26 protein-coding genes and 2 pseudogenes are annotated in these 24622 nt (G+C 60.2%); 14 read left to right on the top strand and 14 right to left on the bottom strand.

The annotated features are described in order from the left end of the window. Positions 1-140 precede the first annotated feature (140 nt). Complete coding sequence (locus QP965_RS07740; protein WP_150850515.1) at positions 141-1004, bottom strand: sulfurtransferase; 864 nt, start codon at positions 1002-1004, stop codon at positions 141-143. A gap of 248 nt (positions 1005-1252) precedes the next feature. Between QP965_RS07740 and QP965_RS07735 the strand changes: the two genes are divergently transcribed. Then, a complete protein-coding gene (locus tag QP965_RS07735; RefSeq protein WP_284844577.1) occupies positions 1253-2314 on the top strand; it encodes a Cj0069 family protein in 1062 nt (353 codons plus the stop codon). Between the two features lie 87 nt (positions 2315-2401). Then, a complete protein-coding gene (locus tag QP965_RS07730; protein ID WP_284844576.1) occupies positions 2402-3295 on the top strand; it encodes a DUF4282 domain-containing protein in 894 nt (297 codons plus the stop codon). A gap of 111 nt (positions 3296-3406) precedes the next feature. Here the strand turns inward: QP965_RS07730 and QP965_RS07725 are convergent, their stop codons facing one another. The 5 genes from QP965_RS07725 to QP965_RS07705 are packed head-to-tail and all read right to left on the bottom strand — an operon-like array spanning position 3407 to position 6876. Next, entirely contained in the window at positions 3407-4147 is a 741-nt protein-coding gene (locus tag QP965_RS07725) for a hypothetical protein (RefSeq protein ID WP_284844575.1), read from the bottom strand. A 15-nt stretch (positions 4148-4162) separates the two neighbouring features. Next, on the bottom strand, positions 4163-4579 hold the full coding sequence (locus tag QP965_RS07720; protein WP_284844574.1) for a DUF3151 domain-containing protein: 417 nt from the start codon (positions 4577-4579) through the stop codon (positions 4163-4165). Positions 4580-4610: 31 nt separating this feature from the next. Beyond that, positions 4611-5198, bottom strand: coding sequence for a Maf family protein (locus QP965_RS07715; RefSeq protein ID WP_269954123.1), 588 nt, complete (start codon positions 5196-5198; stop codon positions 4611-4613). Beyond that, on the bottom strand, positions 5198-5407 hold the full coding sequence (locus QP965_RS07710; RefSeq protein WP_239278896.1) for an acyl-CoA carboxylase subunit epsilon: 210 nt from the start codon (positions 5405-5407) through the stop codon (positions 5198-5200). Before QP965_RS07710 ends, QP965_RS07715 begins: the two co-directional genes overlap by 1 nt. An 8-nt stretch (positions 5408-5415) precedes the next feature. Beyond that, positions 5416-6876, bottom strand: a complete 1461-nt coding sequence (locus QP965_RS07705; protein WP_269954122.1) for an acyl-CoA carboxylase subunit beta — start codon at positions 6874-6876, stop codon at positions 5416-5418. 349 nt (positions 6877-7225) lie between these two features. Between QP965_RS07705 and QP965_RS07700 the strand changes: the two genes are divergently transcribed. The 3 genes from QP965_RS07700 to QP965_RS07690 are packed head-to-tail and all read left to right on the top strand — an operon-like array spanning position 7226 to position 9681. Further along, positions 7226-8494: a hypothetical protein gene (locus QP965_RS07700; RefSeq protein WP_239235009.1), complete on the top strand. Its 1269-nt coding sequence runs from the start codon at positions 7226-7228 to the stop codon at positions 8492-8494. Positions 8495-8527: 33 nt separating this feature from the next. Next, positions 8528-9100, top strand: a complete 573-nt coding sequence (locus QP965_RS07695) for a hypothetical protein (RefSeq protein ID WP_198492602.1) — start codon at positions 8528-8530, stop codon at positions 9098-9100. A 2-nt stretch (positions 9101-9102) separates the two neighbouring features. Further along, positions 9103-9681, top strand: a complete 579-nt coding sequence (locus QP965_RS07690; protein ID WP_005326721.1) for a hypothetical protein — start codon at positions 9103-9105, stop codon at positions 9679-9681. 112 nt (positions 9682-9793) lie between these two features. Here QP965_RS07690 and QP965_RS07685 read toward each other — a convergent pair whose 3' ends face one another. The 5 genes from QP965_RS07685 to QP965_RS07665 form a co-directional block, all read right to left on the bottom strand. Continuing rightward, on the bottom strand, positions 9794-11284 hold the full coding sequence (locus QP965_RS07685; protein ID WP_284844573.1) for an alpha-amylase family protein: 1491 nt from the start codon (positions 11282-11284) through the stop codon (positions 9794-9796). Further along, positions 11281-11466 (bottom strand): hypothetical protein, encoded by a 186-nt coding sequence (locus QP965_RS07680; RefSeq protein ID WP_284844572.1) that lies wholly within the window; start codon positions 11464-11466, stop codon positions 11281-11283. The genes QP965_RS07685 and QP965_RS07680 overlap by 4 nt, the downstream gene beginning before the upstream one ends. Then, the gene (locus tag QP965_RS07675; RefSeq protein ID WP_086587903.1) at positions 11466-12287 is read right to left on the bottom strand and encodes a carbohydrate ABC transporter permease; all 822 of its coding nucleotides are present in this window, start codon (positions 12285-12287) and stop codon (positions 11466-11468) included. The genes QP965_RS07680 and QP965_RS07675 overlap by 1 nt, the downstream gene beginning before the upstream one ends. Then, positions 12287-13291 (bottom strand): carbohydrate ABC transporter permease, encoded by a 1005-nt coding sequence (locus tag QP965_RS07670; protein ID WP_370658846.1) that lies wholly within the window; start codon positions 13289-13291, stop codon positions 12287-12289. The genes QP965_RS07675 and QP965_RS07670 overlap by 1 nt, the downstream gene beginning before the upstream one ends. A 122-nt stretch (positions 13292-13413) precedes the next feature. After that, positions 13414-14664 carry an ABC transporter substrate-binding protein gene (locus QP965_RS07665; protein WP_284815229.1) on the bottom strand — a complete coding sequence of 417 codons (1251 nt, stop codon included), beginning with the start codon at positions 14662-14664 and terminating at the stop codon, positions 13414-13416. A 401-nt stretch (positions 14665-15065) separates the two neighbouring features. On the opposite strand from QP965_RS07665, the gene QP965_RS07660 reads away from it, so the two are divergent. The 4 genes and pseudogenes from QP965_RS07660 to QP965_RS11590 all read left to right on the top strand — a co-directional run. Next, positions 15066-16718, top strand: a complete 1653-nt coding sequence (locus tag QP965_RS07660; protein WP_239278901.1) for an ABC-F family ATP-binding cassette domain-containing protein — start codon at positions 15066-15068, stop codon at positions 16716-16718. Continuing rightward, on the top strand, positions 16715-17959 hold the full coding sequence (locus QP965_RS07655) for an MFS transporter (protein WP_239228946.1): 1245 nt from the start codon (positions 16715-16717) through the stop codon (positions 17957-17959). Before QP965_RS07660 ends, QP965_RS07655 begins: the two co-directional genes overlap by 4 nt. Beyond that, positions 17959-18078: pseudogene (locus tag QP965_RS11595) on the top strand (IS481 family transposase); the annotation flags it as partial. The gene QP965_RS07655 and the pseudogene QP965_RS11595, both read left to right, overlap by 1 nt. Positions 18079-18338: 260 nt before the next feature. After that, a pseudogene (locus QP965_RS11590) lies at positions 18339-18425 on the top strand (hypothetical protein); the annotation flags it as partial. 11 nt (positions 18426-18436) lie between these two features. Here the strand turns inward: QP965_RS11590 and QP965_RS07645 are convergent. Then, the gene (locus QP965_RS07645) at positions 18437-19423 is read right to left on the bottom strand and encodes an ABC transporter ATP-binding protein (RefSeq protein WP_239228957.1); all 987 of its coding nucleotides are present in this window, start codon (positions 19421-19423) and stop codon (positions 18437-18439) included. Positions 19424-19467: 44 nt separating this feature from the next. On the opposite strand from QP965_RS07645, the gene QP965_RS07640 reads away from it, so the two are divergent. Both QP965_RS07640 and QP965_RS07635 read left to right on the top strand, forming a co-directional pair. Continuing rightward, positions 19468-20337 (top strand): biotin--[acetyl-CoA-carboxylase] ligase, encoded by an 870-nt coding sequence (locus QP965_RS07640; protein ID WP_284815224.1) that lies wholly within the window; start codon positions 19468-19470, stop codon positions 20335-20337. A 24-nt stretch (positions 20338-20361) separates the two neighbouring features. After that, positions 20362-20802: a hypothetical protein gene (locus QP965_RS07635; protein WP_284844571.1), complete on the top strand. Its 441-nt coding sequence runs from the start codon at positions 20362-20364 to the stop codon at positions 20800-20802. On the opposite strand, the gene budA is transcribed toward QP965_RS07635, so the two are convergent. Further along, the gene (gene budA / locus QP965_RS07630) at positions 20780-21511 is read right to left on the bottom strand and encodes an acetolactate decarboxylase (protein WP_204610019.1); all 732 of its coding nucleotides are present in this window, start codon (positions 21509-21511) and stop codon (positions 20780-20782) included. The genes QP965_RS07635 and budA overlap by 23 nt on opposite strands. A gap of 79 nt (positions 21512-21590) precedes the next feature. Here budA and QP965_RS07625 point away from each other — a divergent pair, with 79 nt between their 5' ends. The 3 genes from QP965_RS07625 to QP965_RS07615 all read left to right on the top strand — a co-directional run bounded on the left by QP965_RS07625 (position 21591) and on the right by QP965_RS07615 (position 24352). Next, complete coding sequence (locus tag QP965_RS07625; RefSeq protein ID WP_284844597.1) at positions 21591-22706, top strand: 5-(carboxyamino)imidazole ribonucleotide synthase; 1116 nt, start codon at positions 21591-21593, stop codon at positions 22704-22706. A gap of 24 nt (positions 22707-22730) precedes the next feature. Continuing rightward, a complete protein-coding gene (gene purE / locus QP965_RS07620; protein ID WP_005322524.1) occupies positions 22731-23231 on the top strand; it encodes a 5-(carboxyamino)imidazole ribonucleotide mutase in 501 nt (166 codons plus the stop codon). A gap of 257 nt (positions 23232-23488) precedes the next feature. After that, positions 23489-24352, top strand: coding sequence for a DUF559 domain-containing protein (locus tag QP965_RS07615; protein ID WP_284844570.1), 864 nt, complete (start codon positions 23489-23491; stop codon positions 24350-24352). Here the strand turns inward: QP965_RS07615 and QP965_RS07610 are convergent. Continuing rightward, positions 24349-24600, bottom strand: a complete 252-nt coding sequence (locus tag QP965_RS07610) for a type II toxin-antitoxin system Phd/YefM family antitoxin (RefSeq protein WP_284766786.1) — start codon at positions 24598-24600, stop codon at positions 24349-24351. The two genes, QP965_RS07615 and QP965_RS07610, sit on opposite strands and share 4 nt — an antisense overlap. Positions 24601-24622: the final 22 nt, after the last annotated feature.

Genomic DNA, 24622 nt, shown 5'->3' with positions numbered 1-24622 from the left:
ACACATTAGGTTGAATACGCAATCTATTCTTGCACACAAAAGCATGAGTTAATTTTCACGCACGCGAGTGGGGATGTTTCTGAACAAAAATAAACCCACATCCATGCCGGATATGGGTTTATGTGGCGAAACCGAAAAAGTTAACGCTCAATCGGCATTTTCACCATATTGCCCCACTCAGACCACGAACCATCGTAGACCTGCGTCTTTGTGAATCCCAAAAGATGCGTCAACACAAACCAGGTGTGCGCGGCCTGCGCGCCTACGTGGGAGTAGAGAATCGTTGCAGATTCAGGCTCCAGCATTCCGTAATTAACCTTGAGCTCCTCGGCCGAGCGGAAGCAGGAGTTGGGATAGTTGGAACGGTCCCATTCGAGGTTGATGGCGCCGGGGATGTGGCCGTGGCGCATGGTGGTGCCGTAGGCGGAATCGCCATTGGGATCGTGTTCGGTGGCCTCGCCCGCAAACTCCTCTGGGGAGCGGGTATCCACGAGCGCTCCTTCGGACTCTCGCACCTGGTCTACGAAGGCACGCAGGACGGAATCATCGCGGCTTACCTCGGGGTATTCGGATTCGGGGAAGTCCGGCACCATGAAGGAAGTATCGCGTTCCTCGGCCATCCAGGCATTGCGGCCACCATCGAGCAGGCGAACATCCTTGTGGCCAAAGAGGGTAAATACCCACAGGGCGTAGGCGGCCCACCAGTTGGACTTATCGCCATAAAGGACAATCGTATCGTCGGCATTAATGCCCTTGTCCCGCATCAAGGCAGTGAATTCTTTACCATCGATGAAATCGCGAGTAAGTGGGCTCAATAGTTCCGTGCGGAAGTTGATGCGAGTGGCAGTGGGGATATGGCCAATGTCATAGAGGAGCGAGTCTTCATCGACCTCGATGACACGCAGGCCCTTGATACCTAGGCGTGCGGACAGCCACGGTGCAGACACGAGGCGCTCGGGGTGTGCGTATTCCTGAAATGGGGGATAGGGATCAACGTCAGCCACTGTCCGCCTGCCTTTCCTATAAGGGTTAGTAATTTGCTCCCACCACTTTAACCCGAATTTTCCCGTGGTGATCACTCGGGGATCATGCCTGTGGTGTGCGATACAGGGCTCGGCCGGGGAAATAGGGTCGCTGGCCGGCGGGGTTAGACAGAGGGGGCAGTTGGCCGCGCGGGGGAGAAAAAGCTGGGATAAACTCCGGATATGGTGCGACAACGTGCTATGAACACCACCTAAGAAGGGAACTGCTAGTGCACAAGGCAATCGTTGTATTTGAGGTAGAGGGCGGCTCCGATAAAGGCGCAGACGGTCACCGTAAGGACACCATGCCGATCGTCCACGCGATCAAGGAACAGGGCTGGGATGCGGAGGTTATCTACTTCCACCCAGATAACGCGGAAGAGATCTACGCCCAGGTTTCTGAAAACTTTGATGCTTATATCTCTCGCGTGAACCCAGGCAATATCCCCGGTGGCGAGAAGGGCTATTTCGAATTGCTCACCAAGTTGGCCGATGCCGGCCTGGTAGGCATGTCCACTCCGGCGGACATGATGGCCTACGGTGCCAAAGATGCACTGGTCAAGCTCAATGACACCCCGCTGGTGCCGGACGATACCGCCGCGTACTACGAGGTAGAAGAGCTGCATAATACTTTCCCTACCTCGCTGTCTTATGGTGAGCGGGTGCTCAAGCAAAACCGCGGTTCCACCGGTGAGGGCATCTGGCGCGTGCGCCTCGCGGACCAGGAGCTTGCCCAGTCCGTAGAACCGGGCACCGCGCTCCCGCTCGACACCGCCCTGAAGTGCACCGAGGCAGTAGACAATCAGACCCACGACTACAAGCTGGGCGCCTTCATGGACTTCTGTGACCAGTACATTGAGGGCGATAACGGCATGCTGGTGGACATGCGCTTTATGCCGCGCATTGTGGAAGGCGAAATCCGTATTCTCCTCGTGGGAGATGAGCCGGTATTCATCGTGCACAAGAAGCCGGCGGAAGGCGGCGACAACTTCTCTGCCACGCTCTTCTCCGGCGCAAAGTACACCTACGATAAGCCGGAATCTTGGCCCGAGTTGCTCGAGATGTTTAAGAAGGCTCGCCCCGTTATCGCAGAGAAGCTCGGCGATACCAAGGATGTTCCGCTGATTTGGACCGCGGACTTCATGCTTGATGATGCCCCCGATGGCACCGACACCTATGTCCTCGGTGAGATCAACTGCTCCTGTGTTGGCTTCACTTCCGAGCTAGACATGGGCATCCAAGAAAAGGTTGCCGCCGAGGCGATTCGTCGCGTTCAGGACGCGAACGCCTAGCGCACGCTGTATTCTGCCAAGTGGCCCCACGGGTGACCGTGGGGCATTTTCCTACCATCCCCTAAAGCATTTTCTAAGGACCAGATTATGGCTGATAATGATTTCAACTCCGACGGGTTTCCGAAGGATTTTTCTCCGCGCGATTTTTCCGAGACCCCGCGTCACCACGCCGAGGACGCTGCGAAAAGCACCGAAGGCACCGGTGCCTCCGAGGTGAATGAGACCAAGGAATTCGGCTCTACCGATGCCAAGGAGACGAAGTCTTTCGGCCACACCGATAAGCCTGGTGAGTCTGGGCATTCGAGTGCTCTTTCCTCCCCGCAGCCGAGCGCGGAGGGCAACTCCTCTGACTTCTGGGCCTCCTCGAAGTCCTCCACCCCAAGCGAGGGCGCTGCCTCCCGTGCGCATAATCCATTTACGGATCCGGCACCGTCGGACGCTGTTGCGAACGGCGATCAATTCGGCTCCGCCCAGTCCGCTAGCGATCAGCCGGTTTTCGGCGGCTATACCCAGCAGCAGGGCACGAGCCAGGGATTCGGACAGTTCCCGCAAGCAGGCGATGCTCCTGCCGATTCCGGACAGACGCTTGGCGATAAGAAGAGCCAGATGAGTGACGCCCTCAAAGGCTTGGGCAAGAAAGACGGTCTATTGGGCGGGCTCTTTGAGTTCGAATTCAAGCACTTCCTGACACTCACCCACGTGAAGGAAATCTACAAGGTTGCCATGATTCTTGGTGGCATCATGTGGATCCTTCACCTCCTCGGTGCCTTCTTGTTCGCCACCGGCATGGGCATTTATGGCATTCAGGAAGATTCCGCGTCCGCCATCTTCGGAAGCATCTTTGCTTTCATCTTCCTGGCGGTACTGAGCACTGTCATTTACTACGCAATCATGGTTGCCATCAGGCTATTCCTGGAAGCGATGGTGGCTAACGTGCGCATTGCACAAAACACCGGCGACATCCTGGACAAGATGGACTAGCACTGTCATGAGCTGCTTGCGCAATTAAGCGAGCAAGGAGATTCGCCCCAGCGGGATTCCGCTGGGGCGCATTGTGTTGCCGGCATAGGTGATTAAGTGCCGGCCTAAAAGTTAGTCGTAGGTGCCAAGCTGGTAGCTGGGAAGGTCAACCCACATCTTGTTGAATTCCGCGACTTCACCGGATACCGGTTCGAGGGAATCGCCCTGTGCCCGCAGGCGCACGGTGTGGTGTGCGGTAATGCCCTCCGCGGTGGAGCGGCTGCGTTCTCCCCACGTGAAATCGACCTCGTTGTCTGAGACCGAGGTGACGCTCTCTACCTTATCGAAGACGGACATGTCCTTGGCCGGAGCACCATTGACGTAGAAGGCTATGCCATCAGCAATCGAGGCGCCGGTGCCTGCCGGGCCGTTCACATCGCCCATTGAGCCGCGGAAGATGATCCAGCTAATCGTGGTGCACGGGTCATAGGAATTGTCGATATCGGCGATCCAGTAATTGAAATCGCTGCCATCATCGGCGGGCATGCGCCCGGGGGCCGTGCCAGAGGCGTAGACCTTGCGCGGGTCGTTGGGCAGCTCCGTGCACTCGCTGTCCTTGCCCTTCTCCTGCTGCTGCGTGGTCGTTTCATCGCCCCCGTCGGTGGACTCAGACGGGGAGGGTGCTGCAGCGGAAGCCGCATCGTCTCCGCCGGAGGATTCCTCCTCGGCAGGTGCTTGGCTGGAAAAGACCGGCTCTGGGGAGGAAGAAGAATCCTCCTGAGCACCGCAGGCACTCAGCGCGAGCGGCACGGAAGCGGTGAGCACTACGGCGGCGGAGAAGCGGCGTAGGCAGCGGGGTGTCACGGCAGGCATGCGGAAACTCCAGGATTAGTCGAGGAGGGTGGCGACGGAGTCGGGGTCGGCGTCGGAAAGCATCTGGCGAATGCGGTCGTATTCGTCGTCCTCGCCGATGGCCTTGGCTGCATGGCCAAGCGCAGCGATGGCGCGCAGGACTCCCTGGTTCGGCTCGTGAGAGAAGGGGACAGGGCCCCAACCCTTCCAACCATTGCCGCGCAGGCGGTCGAGGCTGCGGTGGTAGCCCGTGCGCGCGTAGGCGTAGGCGGTGATGAAAGCGGATGGCTCAGAGCCCTCCTGTTGGTTGAGCTCCTGCTCCGCTAGGAGCGCCCACAGCAGCGGGGAATCGGGGTGGGCAACAATGCCGGCGGCGAGATCCGAGGTGGACTCTGCGCCGGGATCGGCTGGCAGCTCAATGGGTTTTGGGGCAAGCATGTCTTTCATTTCCATGCCACCCCACTGTAGCGACGCCGGCGCGCTGCTACCAGAAATCGGAGACGTTCAGATCAAAGGCGTAGAGCGCGCGGCGTACCACCGGTAGTGATAGTCCGATAACGGAGGAAGGATCGCCTTCGATGCGGTCAATGAACCAGCCGCCCATTGCTTCCAAGGTGAAGGCACCGGCGCAGTGGAGAGGCTCGCCGGAGTGGGCATAGGCGGCGATATCGGACTCGCTGGCCTGAGCAAAGTGCACCGTGGTGGTGGACGTTTCCACATGGCGCTCATCGCCAAAGATGAGGCAGTGGCCGGTAAGCAGCTCGGCTGTGCGGCCGGCTTGCTGGTGCCAGCGTTCAATGGTGGCTTCTTCGGTATGGGGCTTTCCTTGGAGTTCGCCGTCGAGCAGCAGCATGGAATCGCCGCCGATGACGGGCTCGGTGGGGTAGCGTTCCGCCACCTTTTCGGCTTTGGCGGTGGCGAGGGCCGCCACGATATCGGCCGGCGGTTGGCCTGCGAGCGAGGCTTCGAGGGAGCGCTCGTCAATATCGGCCGGCTCCAATACGGGCTCCACGCCCGCGCCGCGCAGAATAGACGCGCGCGAGGGTGATTGGGAGGCAAGGATAAGCCGCATTAGAAGTACCGCACGGTATGGAAGGCGGAGGGGTTGTAGACGCGCTGCGCGCCAAAGCGCTCGAAGCGCTCGGCCGGGTTGCCCCATTCATTGCGTTCTCCGGCAACGCCCGAGCGCTTGGCGCTCATCTGCGCCAATACGGTGCGCAGGGCCGCGAGCTCATCCTCGGTGGGATTGCCCTTGACTACCTTGATTTCCGGCGTAGACATTTCCCCTCCTAAACGGTTCCGTGCTTCTTCGGTACCTGGGCCACGGCCTTGCGCTCGAGCAAGCGAAGGCCTTCTACCAGGTAGTGGCGGGTTGCAGTTGGCTCGATAACATTATCTGCCAGCCCGCGCTCTGCTGCGGCATACGGGTGCAAGAAGAGCTCGTCCATCTCCTCTTCCTTGTCCTCCGAGCCATAAATGGCCAGGGAAGCTTGGGAGGCCTGGGTGACGGCAATTTCCGCGGTGGGCCATGCGTAGACCAGGTCCGCGCCGAGGTCCTTGGCGCCCATAAATACGTAGGCCGGGCCAATGGCCTTGCGGGTGATCACAGTAAGCTTGCCGACGCTCGCTTCAGCCTGCGCATAGGCAAACTTCGACGCCCTGCGCAGTAGGCCGGCCTTTTCCTCCTCCGGGGTAGGCACAAAGCCTGGGGAGTCCACGAATTCGACGATGGGGGTATTGAAAGCATCGCAGGTACGCACGAAGCGTGCGGCCTTTTCTGCCGCGGCGGAGTCCAAGGCACCGGCCAGTGCCAGCGGTTGGTTGGCAACGATGCCGACGGCGCGGCCATCAATGTAAGCAAAGCCAGTAACGATGTTTTGTGCCGCCTCGGCAGAAAGCTCGAAGAAGGAGCCTTCATCGACGACAGCCTTGATGACTTCGCTCATGTCATAGGCCTGCGCGGCGGTATCCGGGATGACGCTATTGAGATCAAAGTCCGCGACGCTACCGGCCTCCACGCGCGGCGCCGCGGCGCGGTTATTGGCGGGGAAGTAGGCCAAAACGTCGCGCACGAGGGACAAAGCCTGCTTGTCGTCGCTGGCCACCAGGTGAGCAGTGCCAGACTCTGCGTGGGCTGCGGCGCCGCCGAAGGTTTCTGGCTCCGCGCCGGCCACGTGGCTGGCGGCCTGGTGGAGGGCGGTGCCTTGGGTAACTACGAGGACATCGGCAAACGTCGGCGCGAACGCCGCAATGCCGCTGGTATTGCCCGCGACAACGGAAATCTGCGGAATGAGGCCCGAAGCCTGGGAGACACGCGCCATGAGGCGGGCGTATCCGGCCATGGTAACGATGCCTTCTTGTACACGCGGGCCGGTGGATTCATAGATGCCGATGATGGGCACGCCGGTCTTGATGGCGAGGTCATATACCTTGGTGAGCTTTTCGGCATAAACCTCACCCATCGTGCCGTCGAAGATCTCGCCGTCCTGGCTAAAGACGCACACGCGGCGGCCGTCGATAGTGCCGTAGCCGGTTACCACGCCATCGGTATAAGGGCGGTCATGCTCGCGACCGAAGTCGGTAGAGCGGTGGCGGGCTAGCGCGTCCGTTTCCACGAAGGAGCCCTCATCGAGCAGCTGCGTCACGCGGGTGCGGGCGGCCGGCTCGCCTTCTCCCAGCGGCGCGCGGGACTCGGCGAGCTTGGTGTCCAGGTCCTCGATCTTGCCGGCGGTGGTTTTCAGGTCAGTCATAGGCCCCCACACTACTAGCGCACCCCGCTCAATGCGGAATGGAACGCTGCGGGAACGCGGAGTGGAAAACGATTGTGTGGTAAATGCCACTGCAACGTGGGCAGTGCGTAGAATCTGGGGATTCCCTGGGTGACACCAGGTCGAAGGGCCCTAATCTGGGGGTGGTTTCTTCTGTAAACATTTAACGGTGCTGGGCAGGTGAGCACCCATTATTGCACCTCAAGGTGGGTAAAGCATTAGAAAGAATTTCATTCAACTATTGATGTGAGACCTGTAAGCCCTTATTATTACCTGAGTCTTCATGAATGTTTCCCCTAATTTTTAACGATCTATTAAGGACGGTCTTCTGGTGATTAAAAAGGGACTGCGTTTGCTCGCACCGCTCGCCGTAGCGGCTCTTTTCACGCCAGTGGCACACGCGGGAGATGTTCCCCCGATGCCGCAGGCATATCCCATTTCCAACCTCTACAAGAGCTGCAGTGCCGCCGGCGACAATGCAGAGCGTGAATGGCGCTTTGCGGAAACCGGCCGCCGCTACATGAGCGACGGCACCCTGCAGTTTAAAAACACCACCAACCAAGAAGTGCCCTACACCGCCGAGGTAGAAACTGGTACCAATCACGAGATTGAAGCCAATTCCAAGGCCAAGCTGCCTTCCGGTTGGGACACCACCGCTAAGTCCGATATCGGTCTGAAGATGACCAACGGCTGGCGCGATAAAGAAACCTTCGGCCCTGTGAAGCTGAAGCCAGGTGAGTCCTTCCGCGTCGAATACGGCGTCATTGAAAAGGACTTCATCTCCATGTTCGTAGGCTGCAACGATGACCGCCTGGAAAACATCCCAGGCTCCAACGTCATCCGCGGTAAGGGCCCGGCCGAGCGCTACGCCTTTGCCTACATCATCAAGGCGGACGGCTCCGTATCCGATTTGGCCATGGAAATTCCATCCCGTTCCCCGGGTGCAAACTCCAAGCCGATCGAGGGCAATTACACCTCTGTATCCGGCCCGAGCCTAGAAAAGATCGCCGATCCGAAGAAGGACGAGATCATGCAGCCTTCTGCAGATCTGCAGCGCGATCCCTCCTGGCCTAAGGAAGGCGACAAGTGTGAAGCCGGCGATAGCTCCTGGTACCCGCTGGACATCACCGCTGTAAAGCCGACCTACCGCAAGGCTGGTTACTCCACGGACTTCCTCAATTGGTCCAAGGGTGACTACGAGTTTGCACCGGTAACTGACTTCGTCGTTGGCGCCGAGCACGCCCCGTACACCAACTGGCAGGGCAACCGCGGCGATATTCCGAAGGGCTGGCTGGAGTCCGTCGGTGCCGTAAAGCGTGCCTACATGCCGGTCGGCACCGAGCTCAAGCACGTCGACCTCAAGCCAGGCGAGCGCGTGCGTGTGGAGTATGGCACCACCATGACCCGCATTAACTACCGCGAGATTCACTGCGGCAAGAGCGGAAACTACGACCTCACCTCTAACTACAAGCAGACCTCCGCCCCGAGCGGCTTCTGGGCAGAGGCCAAGATCACCGATAAGGCCGGCAATACCCGCACCGAGGACGTCACTCCAGACGAATTCCGCGACCTGCCGGTTCCTACCCAGACCATCTACTAAACACCACCCGCATCTACGCAAGGAGAAAGTTCCATGTTCAAGTCCAAGATTGCTTCTACCACCGCGGCTCTTGCCGTTGCTTCCGGCCTCATCTTCGCTCCGGCCGCTAACGCCCTGCCGCAGCGTGACCTCGGCCCGGCTAACCCGACCACCATCGGTGAGCGTTGCTCCAACCCGGGCGATACCGGCCAGACCGTTGACATCAAGCGCACCTACTTCGATGGCTCCGCCGGTTCCTGGACCGTGTCCAACTACAACGATGAGCCGTTGCCAGTAACCCGTTCCATCACCGAGACCAAGACCAAGACCTGGAATGTGTCCGCTGGCATTGACTTCAAGCTGATGGACCTCATCAACTTCACCTTCTCCTCCAGCTACACCGATAGCCAGTCCTACGAGGTAGGCGAGCAGGTTGGTCCGTACAACATTGCTCCGGGCAAGACCGCCGTCCTGCGCGCAGGCTGGGTTGTCTCTGACTTCGAGGGTCAGAAGACCGTGTGCGGTTCCGACCACAAGTGGCAGGCCAACGGTGGCACCTTCACCGCCACCCTTCCAAAGGAGCGCCACATCGAGGTCTCCACCCGCGATAACAACGATTGGGGCTAAACGTGAGCAAGACGTCCATCGCTAGCGCCCTCGCGGCGCTGAGCCTGGTGGCCGCTCCTGTTGCCCACGCCGCTGATTTCGGTGGGGACTTTGAGCTGCCCCAGCGCTGGAACGACGACTACAAGCCGGGCACGCATTGCTCGACGCCAGGTGAAAACGGCACCTACGTCACCGCAAAGCGCCGCTGGTTCAAGCAGACCGACGCCACCAGCGTGGCTAACCGCAACGCCGAGGAAGTACCGGTCAAGCACACCGTCACCCAAGCTCGCACCCAGACCATCGAGGTCTCCGGATCCGTTGAGGGCACCGGCGAGCTGGCCAAGGTGCTGACCAAGACCTATGGCTTCAACTACGTCAGCGAGCAGCACTGGAAGCTAAACCAGGTGGTTGGCCCGTACACCTTGCCTGCGAACTCGCAGGGCAAGCTGGTGTGGGGCTTTACCATGCTCGACACTGATGGTCAGGACGTGCGCTGCAACTCTGACCAGCAGTGGGAAGCCCAGGGCAAGCCATACTCAGCTTCTGTGCCAGAAGCGCGCTACTCCGAGCTGCGCCTCGAAGACGCGCCTGAGTGGAACTAGGCCACCACAACTATTAAGCGCCCTCTCGGTCCATAAGGACCGACAGGGCGCTTTTCTCTGTGGGTTGCGCAGTGCGCCAGTAGGAGAGGAGACTGCAGCCGCGCGCTAAGGCTTAGGCCGGCAGCCAGGCGTAGCCGTACGGCCCGAGCTCTACTGGGCCCAGATCGATGGACCGATCGCTGAAGTTGTGCAAGCACAGCAGATCGCCGCGCTGGTAGCCAAGGACGGCTTCCTCGCCCGTCTCGACCGGCTCGCACGGAGCGGTGCCGAGATCCGGATGGGCATGGCGCTCGGCAATCATGGCGCGGACGGTGTTGAGCAACGAAGTGGCGTCATCAAGCTGGGCGGCCACGGAGGTACCTCCCACAACCGGAAGGCGGGAAGGTGCGTTGGTACTAAAACCAGAGTGCTCGGAATCGTCCCACTGCATTGGGGTGCGCACCGCATAGCGGTCCGGGAGCGTGGTGTCATCGAGCATGCCAATCTCATCGCCGTAGTAGATAAACGGTGCGCCCGGCAGGGTCATCAGGAGGGAGAACATGAGCTCCACCTTGCGGCGATCGCCGTTCATCAGCGGCATCAGCCGGCGGGCAATGCCCACATGGGCGCGCATTTCATCATCGGGGAGGAAAGCTTCATACATCAGCTCGCGCACGTCATCGTCCACCATCTCCAGAGTGAGCTCATCGTGGTTGCGCAGGAAGGTGCCCCACTGGCAACCATCCGGCAGGGCGGGCAGCTCATCAAGGATGGAGTAGACCGGGGTGGCGTCGCCAAGCGCCAATGCTTGGTACAGCCGCGGCATGACCGGGAAGTTGAAGACCATGTGGAAGCGCTCGCCCTTGCCATAGAACTGCATGGTCTCGGCCGGAGGCTGGTTGGCCTCCGCGATGAGCACCGCATCCGGGTAGTGGGTGTCCATGAAGGAGCGAATCTTCTCCACAAACTCGATGGTCTCCGGCAGGGACTCGCCGCCTACACCATCGCGTTCAAAGAGGTAAGCAATGGCATCAAGGCGCAGGCCGTCCAACCCCTTGTCCATCCAGAAGGACAAGATCTTGAACACTTCCTCCTGCACGGCCGGGTTATCGTAGTTTAAATCCGGCTGGTGGGAATAGAAGCGGTGGAAGTAGTACTGGCCGCGCTGGTCATCCCAAGTCCAATTGGAGGTCTCCACGTCGGTGAAAATGACACGGATTTCGGGATAGCGCTCCGGGTCATCGCCCCAAACATAGAAATCGCCATAGGGGCCAGTGGGATCCGTGCGGGAGGCCTGGAACCACGGGTGGTCGGAGCTGGTGTGATTGAGCGCCAAATCCGTCATAATGCGCATGCCGCGGCGGTGCAGCTGCGCAATGAGCTCTTCAAAGTCCTCCATCGTGCCGTAATCCGGATGGATGGAGTAGTAGTCCGCGATATCGTAGCCATCATCGCGCAAGGGGCTGGCATAAAACGGCGAGAGCCACAGGCAGTCCACGCCTAGCCACTGGAGGTAATCCAGCTTATCGATGACCCCGCGCAGCGTGCCTACCTCCTTATCGCCGTCGGCTTTGAAGGAACCGACGAGGGCTTGGTAGAAGACGGCATTGTGGTACCAGCTCATGAAAGGTCCTTTCTTTTCGCCCGCCAGGTCAGATAGGTAAGGAGGCACAGGGTGCCGGCCAGGAGGCCGGGCCAGAGGGCGGGGGAGTCGTGGAAGAGATTGAGTACAGCTTGGATAACCGCGAGGAGGCTAAAGAAGCCGAGGAAGCCCAAGGCGGTATCCCACAGCATGGCCCGGCGCATTAGGCCTTGACACCGCCAGCGGTCAGGCCGGCGACGATGCGGTGCTGGAAGATGAGCACCATGATGACCAATGGGATGGTCACCAACGCGCCGGCGGCCATGGTGGCGGCATAGGGGTACTCGAAAGCGGACGGGCCGGAAAAGCGTGCAATGGCTACGGTCACCGGCTCGGTATCGGTGGTGGACAGCTGCTTGGCCAGCATGAACTCATTCCACGTGGTGATAAAGGCGATGATCGCGGTGGTAAATAGTGCCGGCGCCGCAAGCGGCAGAAGCACGAGGCGGAAAGCCTGGGAGCGCGAGGCGCCATCCACCCGGGCTGCTTCTTCTAGTTCCCAGGGCAGCTGGCGGAAGAAGCTCAGCAGCGTATAAACCGTCAGCGGAAGCGCAAAGGAAATATTGGGAATGATCATCGCGCGGTAGGTACCAATCCATTCCAGGTTGCCAAAGAGCTGGAAGAGTGGGGTGACCAAGGCAATGGCCGGGAACATCGAGGCGGCCAGGATAATTCCGGTCACGATTCCCTTGCCCGGGAAGTCATAACGGGAGAGTGCATAGGCGGTAAAGACGCCGATGAGCACGGCCACCGCAGTAGTAACCAGGGAGATGAGCAGCGAGTTTCCAAGCGCGGCTAGGAAGTCATTTCCCTTATCGGTAGCCAAGGCATCGCGGAAATTATCCAGCGTGACGTGGGTGGGCCACGGGGTGGTATCGAAGGTGAAACGCTGATCCCGCAGCGCGGTTACCAGCATCCAGTAGAAGGGCGCCAAGCCCCAGAACATGATGAAGACGATGCCGGCGTAGTGTCCGAATTTACGCATTATTTAGCTGCCTTCCTGCCGGAGACATCCGCGCCAAGGAAGCGGATGAGGATAAAAGCGACGACGAAGATGAGAAGGAAAATCAGGGTCGAGAGCGCGGAGGCGGAGTTGAAGTTACCCTGGCGCATATCCTCTACCACCAGCTGGGAGATGGTCGCGGTGGGGGAGTTGGAGGAACTAGAAATCATGATGACCGGTAGGTCATACATGCGCAGCGCATCCAGGGTACGGAAGAGCACGGCCACCATGAGCGCCGGGCGCACCAGCGGGAGGGTGATGCGGAAGAAGGTCTGAATTCGGTTGGCGCCGTCCACGCGAGCGGCATCGTAAACGTCCTTCGGAATCATCTGCAGGCCGGCCAGGATGAGCAGCGCCATAAACGGGGCGGTCTTCCACACGTCCGCGATAATGACAGCCAGGCGAGCGTAGAACGGGTCCGTGGTCCAAGCAATGTTCGCACCGAGTAGCGAGTTAACGATGCCCTCCGGGGCGAACATGAACTGCCACAGCTTGGCCGTGACGGCCGTAGGAATGGCCCAGGGGATAAGCACCGCAGCGCGCACCAGCCCGCGGCCGCGGTACTCACCATTCATAATGAGCGCCATCAGCATGCCCAGGATGGTCTCCAGCAGCACGGTAACGATGGTGAAAAAGAGCGTAATCTTTACCGCCGGCCAAAAATCCGTGGCGATAACGCCCGGCGGGCAGGTAGAAATCTGACCAGTGCCGGAAACGCACCGGTTATTAATCCAGTACAGGTAATTTTCCAGCCCGGCGAAGCCGCCCTCCTCAAAAAGCCCCGTTTGCGGGTTGAGCTGCCTATTGCCTTGGAAGGACAGGACAATGGCGCGGATGATGGGGTAGCCGATGATGACGGCGAGCACGATGAGCGCCGGAGCAATCAGCCCGGCCACGCGTCCATAATTCTTGCGCTGGGGCTTCGGCGCGCTTGCCGACGCCCCCTTCGGCGCCCCCTTGGACGCAGTCGGCGAAGCTATAGCCACGCTGGACCGCCTTTCTGTTCAAGAAATGCTAAGTATTGGCTAGATTCTATCCCCATTAGGGGAGTGAAAACCACAAAGGGTGAGGCGGCGGTGTGCCCGCCTACCTCACCCGGATTGGGCGTTTAGCCCTGGGAGGCCGATTCGATGGCCGCCTTCATATCGGCGGTGGCATCATCGACAGACTTGCCATCCGTCAATGCGGCGTAGGCATTGTCTTGGATGGCCTTAGAAATCGCCGAGTAGAACGGGGAAACCGGGCGCGGTGCTGCGTTCTCCAAAGATTCCTTCAGCGCCGGCAGGTACGGGAATTCCTGCTGCAGCTGCGGGTCATCGTAGATGGAAGCCAAGACCGGCGGGAAGGACTGCTCCGCAAAGGACTTCTGGTTGTCCTCGTTGATGATGAACTTCATGAAGTCGAGCGCGGTGCCCTTATTCTTGGAGTTGATATTGATGCCGTTGTTATAGCCACCCAGCGTGGACACGCCTACGCCGTCCTTGCCCAGCGGGGCCTGAACCTCGACGTCGACGCCGGCATCAACCGCATTGGAGTACATATAGGGCCAGTTCACGGCGAAGGCGGTCTTGCCTTCAGTAAAGGCCATATTGGTTTCTTCCTCGGTAGCGGCGGTGGAGTCCTTGGAAATGGTCTCCTCCTTGTAGGCATCCACCATGGCCTGCAGGCCGTCCTTGGCCTCCTTGGAATCAACGGTGACGTTGCCGTCCTTATCCAGGACAGAACCACCCCAACCTTCCATAAAGCCGGCGGTGTTGAGTGCCAAACCCTCGTACTGCTTGAACTGGGTGGTCAGGCAGTCCTTGCCCTTGTCCAGTGCCTTACAGGCGGACTTAAGATCCGCGAACTTCTCCGGCGCCTTATCCGCGAGCTCGGTATTGCGGAAAAGAAGCTGTCCGTTGGTGTTTTGCGGCAGGGCGTAGAGCACGTCGTTATAGGTGGCAGACTCCACGGTGGCCGGCAAAAGCTCATCCGTATTGGTTTCAAAGTCACCATTGAGCGGCTGGAGCCACTGGTTGGCGGCGAACTCTGCGGTCCACACCACGTCGAGGGCCATGACATCGTAGTCATCGCTGCCTGCCTGCAGGGACTGCACCAGGGTTTCGCGCTGGGCGTCGGCCTCGCCGGCCAGCTCCTTGAGCGTGACCTTTTCGTCTGGGTGCTCCTCGTTCCATTTCTCGATGATGGGCGTCACCTTGTCCGTGTCATTTTTGCCCATGGCAAAGGTGATGGGGCCGTGCGCATCCGCGCCGCCCTCGGAGGAACCGCCCGCAGCGGAATCGGAGGAGGAAGAAGAGCAGCCGGCCAGTGCCAAAACTGCGGTTGTCGCAACGGTGGTGCGAAGCAGGAATTTCTTCATGGAATTCACCTTTCGGAAAACTTTCGGTTCTTTAAACCTAAAATACGGAAACCAAAAGGTGGATAATTTTGGCCTATTTAACTCTAAATGGGGGTAGTAAAGGGGGATGTGGCTGGCTTGGCCGTGTACCTGTTCTACGACGGCCTAGCTGCCTTCGCGGCTAAGTCTCCTCCGTGGGGAATCGTGGGTGCTAGTTGTATTGACCTTAGATGTTAATTGGTTTGCCGAGATCCGCCCCGCTGGGTAGACTCTGCCGCATGTACTCAGGCATCGCTTCCATGAAGCTGCGTTCCGCCCGCTGACGGCGGCGGGACCCCTTCTGATCTTTCGTCTGCCGTCCTGGCCATCTGCCGGGCGGCCATCTTGTGCTGCCCGGCTCCATGACGAGCTGAGAGTATGCAATGCCAAACACACCAACCTTGCGGTCATGTGTGTGGAGTGGAACGCCCCAAGGGCTCGCCGCACACATCCGCGCTGAATCAATCCACATCACCTTGGGGGACAGGCACCTCCTGAACGGGCTGGACGTCACCGTCTCCGCCGGCTCACGTCTGGCGATCGTCGGGGACAACGGTCGTGGCAAGACCACCTTGCTTCACATTTTGGCCGGGCTCCTGACCCCTGACTCGGGAGTAGTGACCCAGATGGGTTCCCGCGTCTTGGTTAAGCAGGACATGTCTGCCGAGGGTAACCGCACCGTCGGCGACCTCATCGCCGAAGCGACTGCTCCCTCTAGGTCTGCGCTCGAGGCCCTTGACGTCGCGAGCGCTGCACTCGCCGCGGGTGACGACGCGGCCGATGCCTATTCCGCAGCGCTCGAGACCGCCACGCTACTGGACGCCTGGGACGCAGAAAGGCGGGTGGACATCGCACTGGCAGGCCTTGACGCCTGCAGCGACCGCGCTCGCATCCTGTCGACCTTGTCGGTCGGACAACGTTACCGGGTCCGGCTCGCCGTCGCACTTGGATCGACCCCCGACCTGCTCCTGTTGGATGAGCCCACCAACCACCTGGATGCTGAAGGACTGTCTTTTCTAACCGAGCAACTGCGTGACCACCCTGGTGGCCTGGCTCTGGTCAGTCACGACCGCGCGCTGCTGCATGATGTGGCGACGACCTTCCTGGATCTCGACCCGACCCGAGATGGTGTCCCGCGAACCTACTCGGGCGGCTACAAAGGCTGGATTGAAGGCCGCCGACGAGAACGCCTCAAGTGGGAACAGGATCACGCCGCCCAGGTTGCCCGACACGAGGAACTGACACGCGCTGCAGCCGAGGCGCGCTCCCGCCTGTCCCAGGGTGGATGGAGACCTGAAAAGGGCACAGGCAAGCACCAACGCGCCACACGCGCTGCTGGAGTGGTCCAAGCCTTCAACCGACGTATCGAAGACCTGAAAAGTCATGAAATCGGCGTCCCGGCGCCGCCACTGCGTCTTGCGTGGCCCGCCTCGGCAACCCGTGCCGGACAGAGCATCATGAACGCCACCCAGGTTACTGTGAAGGACCGATTGGACGCTCCGGTTTCGGTCGACGTGAACGGCGGTGACCGGTTGGTGGTCACCGGACCGAACGGCACGGGAAAATCCACCCTGTTGGCACTTGTCGCAGGGCGGCTGGCCCCCACCACGGGACATGTGCGAGTTAATCCGAGAGCGCGCATCGCTCTGCTGTCCCAAGAGGTCCCCGACTGGGACCGCTCCAGCCCCGCACACGAGGTCTATGAGGCGTACCTGACGAAGCTAGGCCGTCGAGCTCAGGCGCCGTCCCTCGGCTCGCTCGGGCTGCTGGAAGCCTCCGCAACCGGCACGCCGGTGGGGCGCTTGTCGCAAGGACAGCAACGCCGTCTCCACCTGGCCATGTGTCTGGCCCAGGATCCAGACCTGCTGCTCCTGGACGAGCCCACCAATCATCTGTCCTCGATCCTCGTTGATGACATCACCACCGAGCTGCTGCAGACCTCCTGCGCGGTGATCGTTGCCACGCATGACCGGCAGATGCTCCACGACCTGGCCGACTGGCCCCACCTGAACCTTGACCTGAAGGACATGCCATGAACCCGCTTCACCCCTTGACCATCACCACGTACCGTCAGCTGTTCGCAGCGATGGTGCTGACCATCTTCGCCCAGGGTGCCTGGGCCCTCTACCTTGCCATGCAGACCCTCGACCTGGGCGCCACGCCAGCCACCCTGTCGGGTGTCGTAGTCTGGAGCGGCATTGGCCTGCTTGCAGGATCCCTCCCAGCTGGCGTAATTGCAGACCGGATCCCCAATAAGTCCGTCATCGTGGGCGTGCTCACCCTGAACCTCGCTATCGCGACCGCGACGTCCACGGCAGCAATCCTCGACATTGTTACCTTCTGGATGCTCGCGGTTTCCGCGTTCATTATTGGCACTTCAACCGCCTTCTTCTTCCCCGCCTACACGGCGCTGGTGCCAGTCCTGGTGGACGGTGACGACTTAATGGCCGTCAACGGCCTCGAAGGTGCCGCCCGCCCGTTGGTCGGACAGGCAATTGCGCCCGCCGCCGTCGGAGCGGTCATCGGTGCCAGCATGCCCGCCGCTGGCGGATACCTCATCGCAGCAGCACTCGGACTTGCCCTGCTTGCGGCTCTGCAGCTTCCCGCCCCCACCCGCGCCGAGCCCGAGACCGACGGTGCGGAAGACTCACTGATCACCGACCTGCTCGACGGCTTCCGCTACGTTTCCCGCACACGTTGGGTCCGCTCCAGTGTCCTGTTCGCGGCCGTAATGGGACTGGTAGTGACTGGACCACTCGAAGTCCTCCTACCTGCCCTCATGCGCTCATCGCATGACAACGGACCTGCACTCTACGGCACCGTCCTGGCTGCCCTCGGCGCGGGCGGGGTGGTGGGTTCTCTGCTAGCTGGGTCGTGGCGCACACCGGAACGCTTCCTGCCGGCCATGGTCGGTGCCTGGGTGATCGGATGCCTGCCCCTGTCCATCCCGGCGCTCACCAGCAATTCGTGGGCCATCGGCGCAGGCCTCGCGTTCTACGGGGCGCTGATCGGGATCGGAATGGTCATCTGGGGAGCAGTACTCCAAGAACACGTCCCCTTGGAGATGCTCGGCCGGGTCGCCAGCCTCGACTTCTTTATATCCATCGCCTTCATGCCTCTGTCCATCGCTCTCACCGGACTCCTCAGCCGCCACATCGACATCAGAACTCTGTTTATCGCCGCCGGACTAGTGCCACTGGCCACGGGAGCACTCCTCGCAGCCCTGGGACAACTCAAGATGCCGCAGAAGACGCTTGTCGAGGCAGGAGAGGATTAATGCATGCCAACGCCATCCTCACACCTCGCCACCGCTCGGAGGTCGCCCAACTCCTCGTCGACGACGGATGGCCGATTAGCGAGGTCGCTGCCCGCTTCCAGGTCTCATGGCCGACCGTATCCTCTCGTCTTGCCATTTCAACCGGCTGACTCGCGTCGGCCGCGCTACGAGCATGACCACCCCGGAGCAAGCCCTACGACCCGTGGATAGGCACGGTCTACGTCCACGCCGTCATCGACGACTACTTCTGCCTCGTCTACGCCGAGATTCACGATGGCGAAACCGCAATCACCGCCACCGCGGTCCTGGTGGGGTTGGCGAGTGATTCAACGCCCACCGGTATACTTCCGAAGCCGAACGCCGCGGTGAGCTCGACGCCTGGCTGCATTACTACAACCGGCATCGTCCCCACACTGCGTGTGGAGACCAGCCGCCGTTTTCACGTTTGACTTACCGCTCCGGTTAGTTCAGCTAGTCCTAGGCGATGCGACGGCCCGTTTCTGGATCGAAGCGGTGCGCCTCGCGTGGGTTGAAGGTCAGTACCACCGCTTCACCCCGCTGCGGTGGGGTACCTTCGGCGCGGGCAACTAGACGATTGTCGCCAACGGTGACGTAGACATAGGACTCGGCTCCCAGCTCTTCCACAATGTCCACCACGCCTTGGAAGCCCACCGGGCCTTTGTTGATAAACATCTTTTCTGGGCGCACGCCTACGCGGGAACCGTTGTAGTCAAAGATATTCATGGCTGGTGAGCCGATGAAGCCGGCGACGAATTCGTTCGCGGGGGCGTCGTAAAGCTCGCGCGGCGGGGCAACCTGCTGCAGCTCGCCGTCCTTGAGCACCGCCACGCGGTCACCCATGGTCATAGCCTCCACCTGGTCGTGGGTGACATACACCGTCGTCGTACCCAGGCGCTGCTGCAGGCTGGCCAACTCCGCGCGGGTCTGTACGCGCAGCTTGGCATCCAAGTTAGATAGCGGCTCGTCCATAAGGAAGGCCTTCGGCTCGCGCACAATAGCTCGGCCCATAGCCACGCGCTGGCGCTGACCGCCGGACAGATCCTTGGGCTTGCGCTTGAGATACTCGGTCAGGCCGAGCGTTTCCGCCGCCTCGTGCACCTTGGCTTTGATCTCGGATTTGGGAAGCTTTGCCAGCTTCAGGGCAAAGCCCATGTTTTCCTCCACCGTCAGGTGCGGGTAGAGGGCATAGTTCTGGAAGACCATGGCGATATCGCGATCACCTGGCTCCAGGTCGGTCACGTCCTTGCCATCGATGGTGATGCGGCCGCTGGATGTAGGTTCCAGCCCCGCCAGCGCACGTAGCGTCGTGGACTTGCCGCAGCCCGAAGGGCCAACGAGGACTAGGAATTCGCCGTCCGCGATATCGAGGTCCAAGTCTTTTACCGTGGGCGCGCTCGCGCCGGGGTAGGTGATGTTGACCTTTTCAAAAGTGACCTTTGCCATGCGCAACACACTAGCACCATTGGCGGCCGGTATCCTTGAAGCTTATGACTGCACTTGATTTGGAACGCATTCGCACCGCGCTGGCGGACGATTTCACCACCATCGATTTCGTGGAAAAGACCGGCTCCACCAATACCGATTTGATGCAGGCCACCAACGTTGCGGATGGCACCGTGCTGCTTGCCGACGAACAACTTTCCGGCAAGGGCCGCCTCGGCCGCACTTGGACCGCGCCGGCCGGCTCCCAGGTCATTTTCTCCGTGCTCTTGCTGCCGGAATCCCTCGAGCACCTGGGCACACTGCCGCTGGCCGCGGGCCTCGCGGTGACCGATTCGATCGAGGGCACCGTGCTGAAGTGGCCAAACGACGTGCATATCGACGGCAATAAACTGTGCGGCATCCTCGCCGAAGCCGGCCCCGTGGGCCAGGCCTTCAAGGCCGCGCCGAAGACCGAGCTCACCAAGGTAGAGGTAGGCAAGACTGAGGTTAACAAGGCCGAGGTTAATAAGGCCGAAGTGAATAAAGCAGAGGTTAATAAGGCAGTAGGTGGCGCCGCACCATCTGCGCGCGTCGTCGTGGGCATGGGCATCAATGTCACCCTGACTCGTGAGGACCTACCGATTGAAAAGGCCACCTCGCTCGCACTCGAAGGCCGCGATACGGACCGCACCGAGCTGGCCATTACCGTGCTGAAGAACCTGCGCCGCCGCATCGTGCAGTGGGAGAACCAAGATCCGCAGCTCCTGCGCGACTACCGTGCGGTCTGCTCCTCGCTTGGCCAGGAGGTGCGCTTGGAAACTCCGTCCGGCGATGTCACCGGGCACGTCGATGAAATCGGCGAGGACGGCCGCATCATGGTCGCCGGCGAGTACTACTCCGCAGGTGATGTCACGCACCTGCGTCCACGGAAGTAGACACGCGAGGTAGCATCCATAGCTATGGGACTAATGAAGATGGGCCAAGGTGAGGTCAAGCGCGCGGATGTCTCCGCGCCGTTTCGCGCGCTGATTTTCCCCTTCCTCGAGCTCATCCTCATCACCGGCCTGCTGTGGATCGCCATCGGCTGGTGCGATGTCCAAGCAGTAGACCCGATGCTGCGAAATGGTCTCGTCGCGGTATGGGCGCTGCTGGGAATCTGGCGCTTTGTCATTCCTCTTTATAAGGCCCGCCGCAAGCGCTTCATCGTGACTAATAGGCGCGTCATCGCGCGCGAGGGCCGAAATATTGATTCGATTCCGCTGCAGGATATCCGCGGCGCCCGCAAGCGCCGGGGCGGGGTCTCCCTAGCAATTCACGGCTGGGACCGGGCCATGTATTTTCCCAACGTGGCCAAGCCCAAGCGCGTGGTCGAGATTATTAATGATCGCCCTTGGTTTTAACCTCGGTGGTGTGCAGCTGGCTATCCAGATCCTCAGGGGAGAGGTTAGCTCGGCTGAATTCTTGCGTCAGCGGCAGGCGCAGCTCTAGGTCGGAGGCAGGGCAAAGCTCAACCGTTGCCTTATCCACTACGTAGTCCAGCACGTGGCCACCGGAGGTGCGGGCGGCGTCGATAAAGTGCACGTGGCAGCCCGGTACCGAGATTCCCTTTTCATAGACGGGGGTGCGGAAGCCGCCGATAACGCCCTCGACGTCCTTAAAGTGCAGCTCCTTATCGCCGCCCACGGCCTCAGACATGGGCGGGTAGGGCTTTTCTTGTTTGACCACCGTGCGGGTGGTCACCTCCTTGAACGTGCCCACGATGCGTACCGCGTACATGTAGTTAGCGGAAGGCTCGAGCTTATCGATGAACGCAGAGAGCTGATCGCGGCGCAGGCCCGCGGGGGCGTCGGCAGTAATGCGCGGGACAAAGTTCGTGGCCACCGCGTAAGGGGTGCGCTGGTCTAGATCTGCAATCTGCGCGGAGCCATCGCCGCGCAGCTGGTAGCAGGTGCCATCCAAAATGATCATCTCTCCGTCGAGGCCATCAAAGGTGCCGAGGCCAAAATTGCCCTTACCAAGCAGTTCCGAAATGGTCATTTCGCCGTCATAAATGCCGTCCAGCAAAGCGGTCATGAGGGAATTTTGGAAGATGGTATGACGAGTGAACATAGTATCCAGGCTAGTATTGGGGGACGTGAGTGACTTAAAGCCTATTGTAACTGTTTGTGGCGACGGCCAGCTGGCTCGCATGATGCAGCCGGCCGCCGCGGAACTCGATATTCACCTGCGGATTCTGGCCAGCAAGCCGGACTCCTCCGCCGCGCAGGTCACCCCGGACGTGGTGCTGGGGGATTACACCTCCTTGGAGGAGCTGCGCGGTGTGGCAGAGGGCGCGGATGCCATTACCTTCGAGCATGAGCATGTGCCCAACGAGCACTCCGCCGCGCTTATCGACGCCGGATTTAACGTCCAGCCCCAGCCCACCGCCCTCATCTATGCGCAAGATAAGCTCAAGATGCGCGAAAAGCTCGCCGCGCTGGGCGCTCCCGTGCCGCGCTTTGCTGCGATCGACTCGGTGGCCGATGCCCGCGCCTTTTTCGACGCCGTCGATGGCCGCGTGTGCCTCAAGGCCCGCCGCGGTGGTTATGACGGCAAGGGCGTATGGTTCCCTACAGCTGAAAATTGCTACGAGCTGGTCTCCGAGCTGCTCGAGGCCGGAACCCCGCTGATGGCCGAGGAAAAGGTGGAACTTACCCGCGAGCTTTCCATCTTGGTAGCCCGCCGTCCTTCCGGTGAGGCCAAGGTGTGGCCGATCACCCAGTCCCGCCAAGAAAACGGCATCTGCGCCGAGGCCATCGCTCCCGCCCCCGGCCTTGCACCAGAACTCGCCCAGCGCGCTTCCGAATTGGGCCTGTCCATCGCCGAATCTCTCGGCGTGACCGGCGTGCTGGCCGTCGAACTCTTTGCCTTCGACGGCCCTGAGGGCGAGGATATCTCCGTCAACGAACTGGCCATGCGCCCGCATAACACCGGCCACTGGACCCAGGATGGCTGCGTGACCTCCCAATTTGAGCAGCACCTGCGCGCCGTGCTCGACCTCCCCTTGGGCGCAGTCGACGCGCTTGCACCCGTCACCGTGATGGCCAATGTCTTGGGCGCCGACGAAGATCCCGCCATGCCCATGCCGGAGCGTGTCCGTGAAGTAATGCAGCGCTACCCGCAGGCCAAGATTCACCTTTACGGCAAGGATCACCGCCCTGGCCGCAAGATTGGCCACGTCAACGTCACTGGTGAAGATACCGACGAGACCCTGACCATCGCCCGCCAGGCCGCGCACTTCCTCGTGCACGCCACATGGGCTTAAAATCCTGCCTGTAGAAAGGACACTATGCAACCGCATGTAGGCATCATCATGGGCTCCGATTCCGATTGGCCCACCGTTGAACCCGCCGCTCAGGTCCTCGCGGACTTCGGCATCCCCTTCGAAGTCGGCGTGGTCAGTGCCCACCGCACCCCGGAAAAGATGCTGGCCTATGCAAAGGAAGCCCATACCCGCGGGTTGAAGGCAATTATCGCCTGCGCCGGCGGTGCCGCGCACCTTCCCGGCATGGTCGCCGCGGCCACGCCGCTGCCGGTCATCGGTATCCCCCGCGCACTGAAGGATCTCGATGGCCTCGACTCCCTCCTGTCCATCGTGCAGATGCCTAGCGGCGTGCCGGTAGCCACCGTCTCCATCGGCGGTGCGAAGAACGCCGGCCTGCTCGCCGCCCGCATCCTCGGCGCTGGCGACCCCGCCATCCAAGACAAGATGGTGGACTACCAAAAGCAGATGGCCGAGGAAGTAGAGCAGAAGGATAAGAACCTGCGCGACAAGCTGCTAGGGGAGTAGCTCTCCGGTCTAAGGCCAAACAAAACAAGCACGTTTTAGCCAAAACAACGTAGTTTTTCGGCAAAACGTGCTTGTTTTGTCTCCTAGTCTCTAGCGAAGTTCTCGTCGCCCCTTGCCAACATGCCAAACAAGCACGATTGGGCAAAATTCGCGGAGGAAAAGGGTAAAACGTGCTTGCTTTGCATCGTTGTAGCCTGCGGGGTGAGGAAGCGTGCTTTAAGCTTTCGGGCAGGGGAATAATGCTCAAAGGGGGAAGCATGGAAGAAGTACTGGCTTCAGGCTTAAGCAGGGGCGAGCTTAAAACTCATGTAGCGAATGGAAAGATAATCCGAATCGGCCGCGGGATCTATACGTGGCGGGAACCGACTCCCATGGAAGTAGCTCGCATCCTGCACAAGCGGTGGCCTGGAATCATGCTTGCAGGCAGCTCTGCGGTGCAGCTGTACTCCAAGAAGGAGATGACCTTTCCTCTGAAATTTGCCTACAAGCATGTCGTGAGTGGTTCGCAGTGGTTTGAAGTCGAGCGAACGCGGCAGAAAACGAGATTTACGTTTGAAGGTATCCCTGTGCAAAATCCCCTGCTAGCGGCTGCTGCGGTGGATGACGATCAAGCAGTAACGATGCTTGAAACGCGATATCAAAACAGGCGCGGTAAGCAAGCCTTAGAAAAAGACCTCGGATGTATCGCACGGGTACCAGCTCGGGTTCGGGAATTAGTGAACAAATCTGCGGTAGGTGCAGATAGCGAAGCAGAAAGGAAAGTAGTCCGCGCGCTTCAGCGGCGTGGGAAGAAGGTTCAGGTAAACCACCAGATAGGTCCCTATTTATGGGACATCGTTGTAGGGAAGGTCGCCGTTGAAATCGATGGCTATGACTTCCATAAGGCGGAGGATTTGGGGACTTTCGTTAAAGACCGCTGGAAGGGAAATGATGCGGCGCTAAGAGGGTATACCGTTCTTCGCTATTCAGGCAGCTGCGTCAAGCATCACCTGGTGGATGTGGTTCAGCAGATTTCTGAGGCTCATGAGGGGCGAACGAATTTCGGCTCTCTTGCTCACGAATCCGTGTGGCGTTGGCATTGGCTTTTAGCCGGGTATGCAGCCGAGCCGATTTACGGCTAGCGCCTTTCAATTTCTTCCGTGACCTGCTCAAAAGAGAAGCGTTCGCCGGTATCGGCGGCGCGGGCTTGGCGGAGGGCTTCAGCATCTGCGGCGGCTTCGAGGCGGTCAAGGAATGCTAGTTCTTGAGGCGAAATGATAACTGCGGCTTCCTTACCGTTGCGGGTGACAACGGTGCGGGTGCCTGCGTAGTGGGCTTGGTCAATGACCTGGCCTAAGCGGGTGCGGAGTTCGGAAAGGGGCAAAGACAATGAAAGCTCCTAATACATCAAA

Origin of the sequence: Corynebacterium sp. MSK074 (genome assembly GCF_030229735.1) — a bacterium.
Lineage (GTDB): Bacteria > Actinomycetota > Actinomycetes > Mycobacteriales > Mycobacteriaceae > Corynebacterium.
Note: the sequence above shows the minus strand (reverse complement) of the source record. Positions and strands in the feature narration are given on the sequence as shown.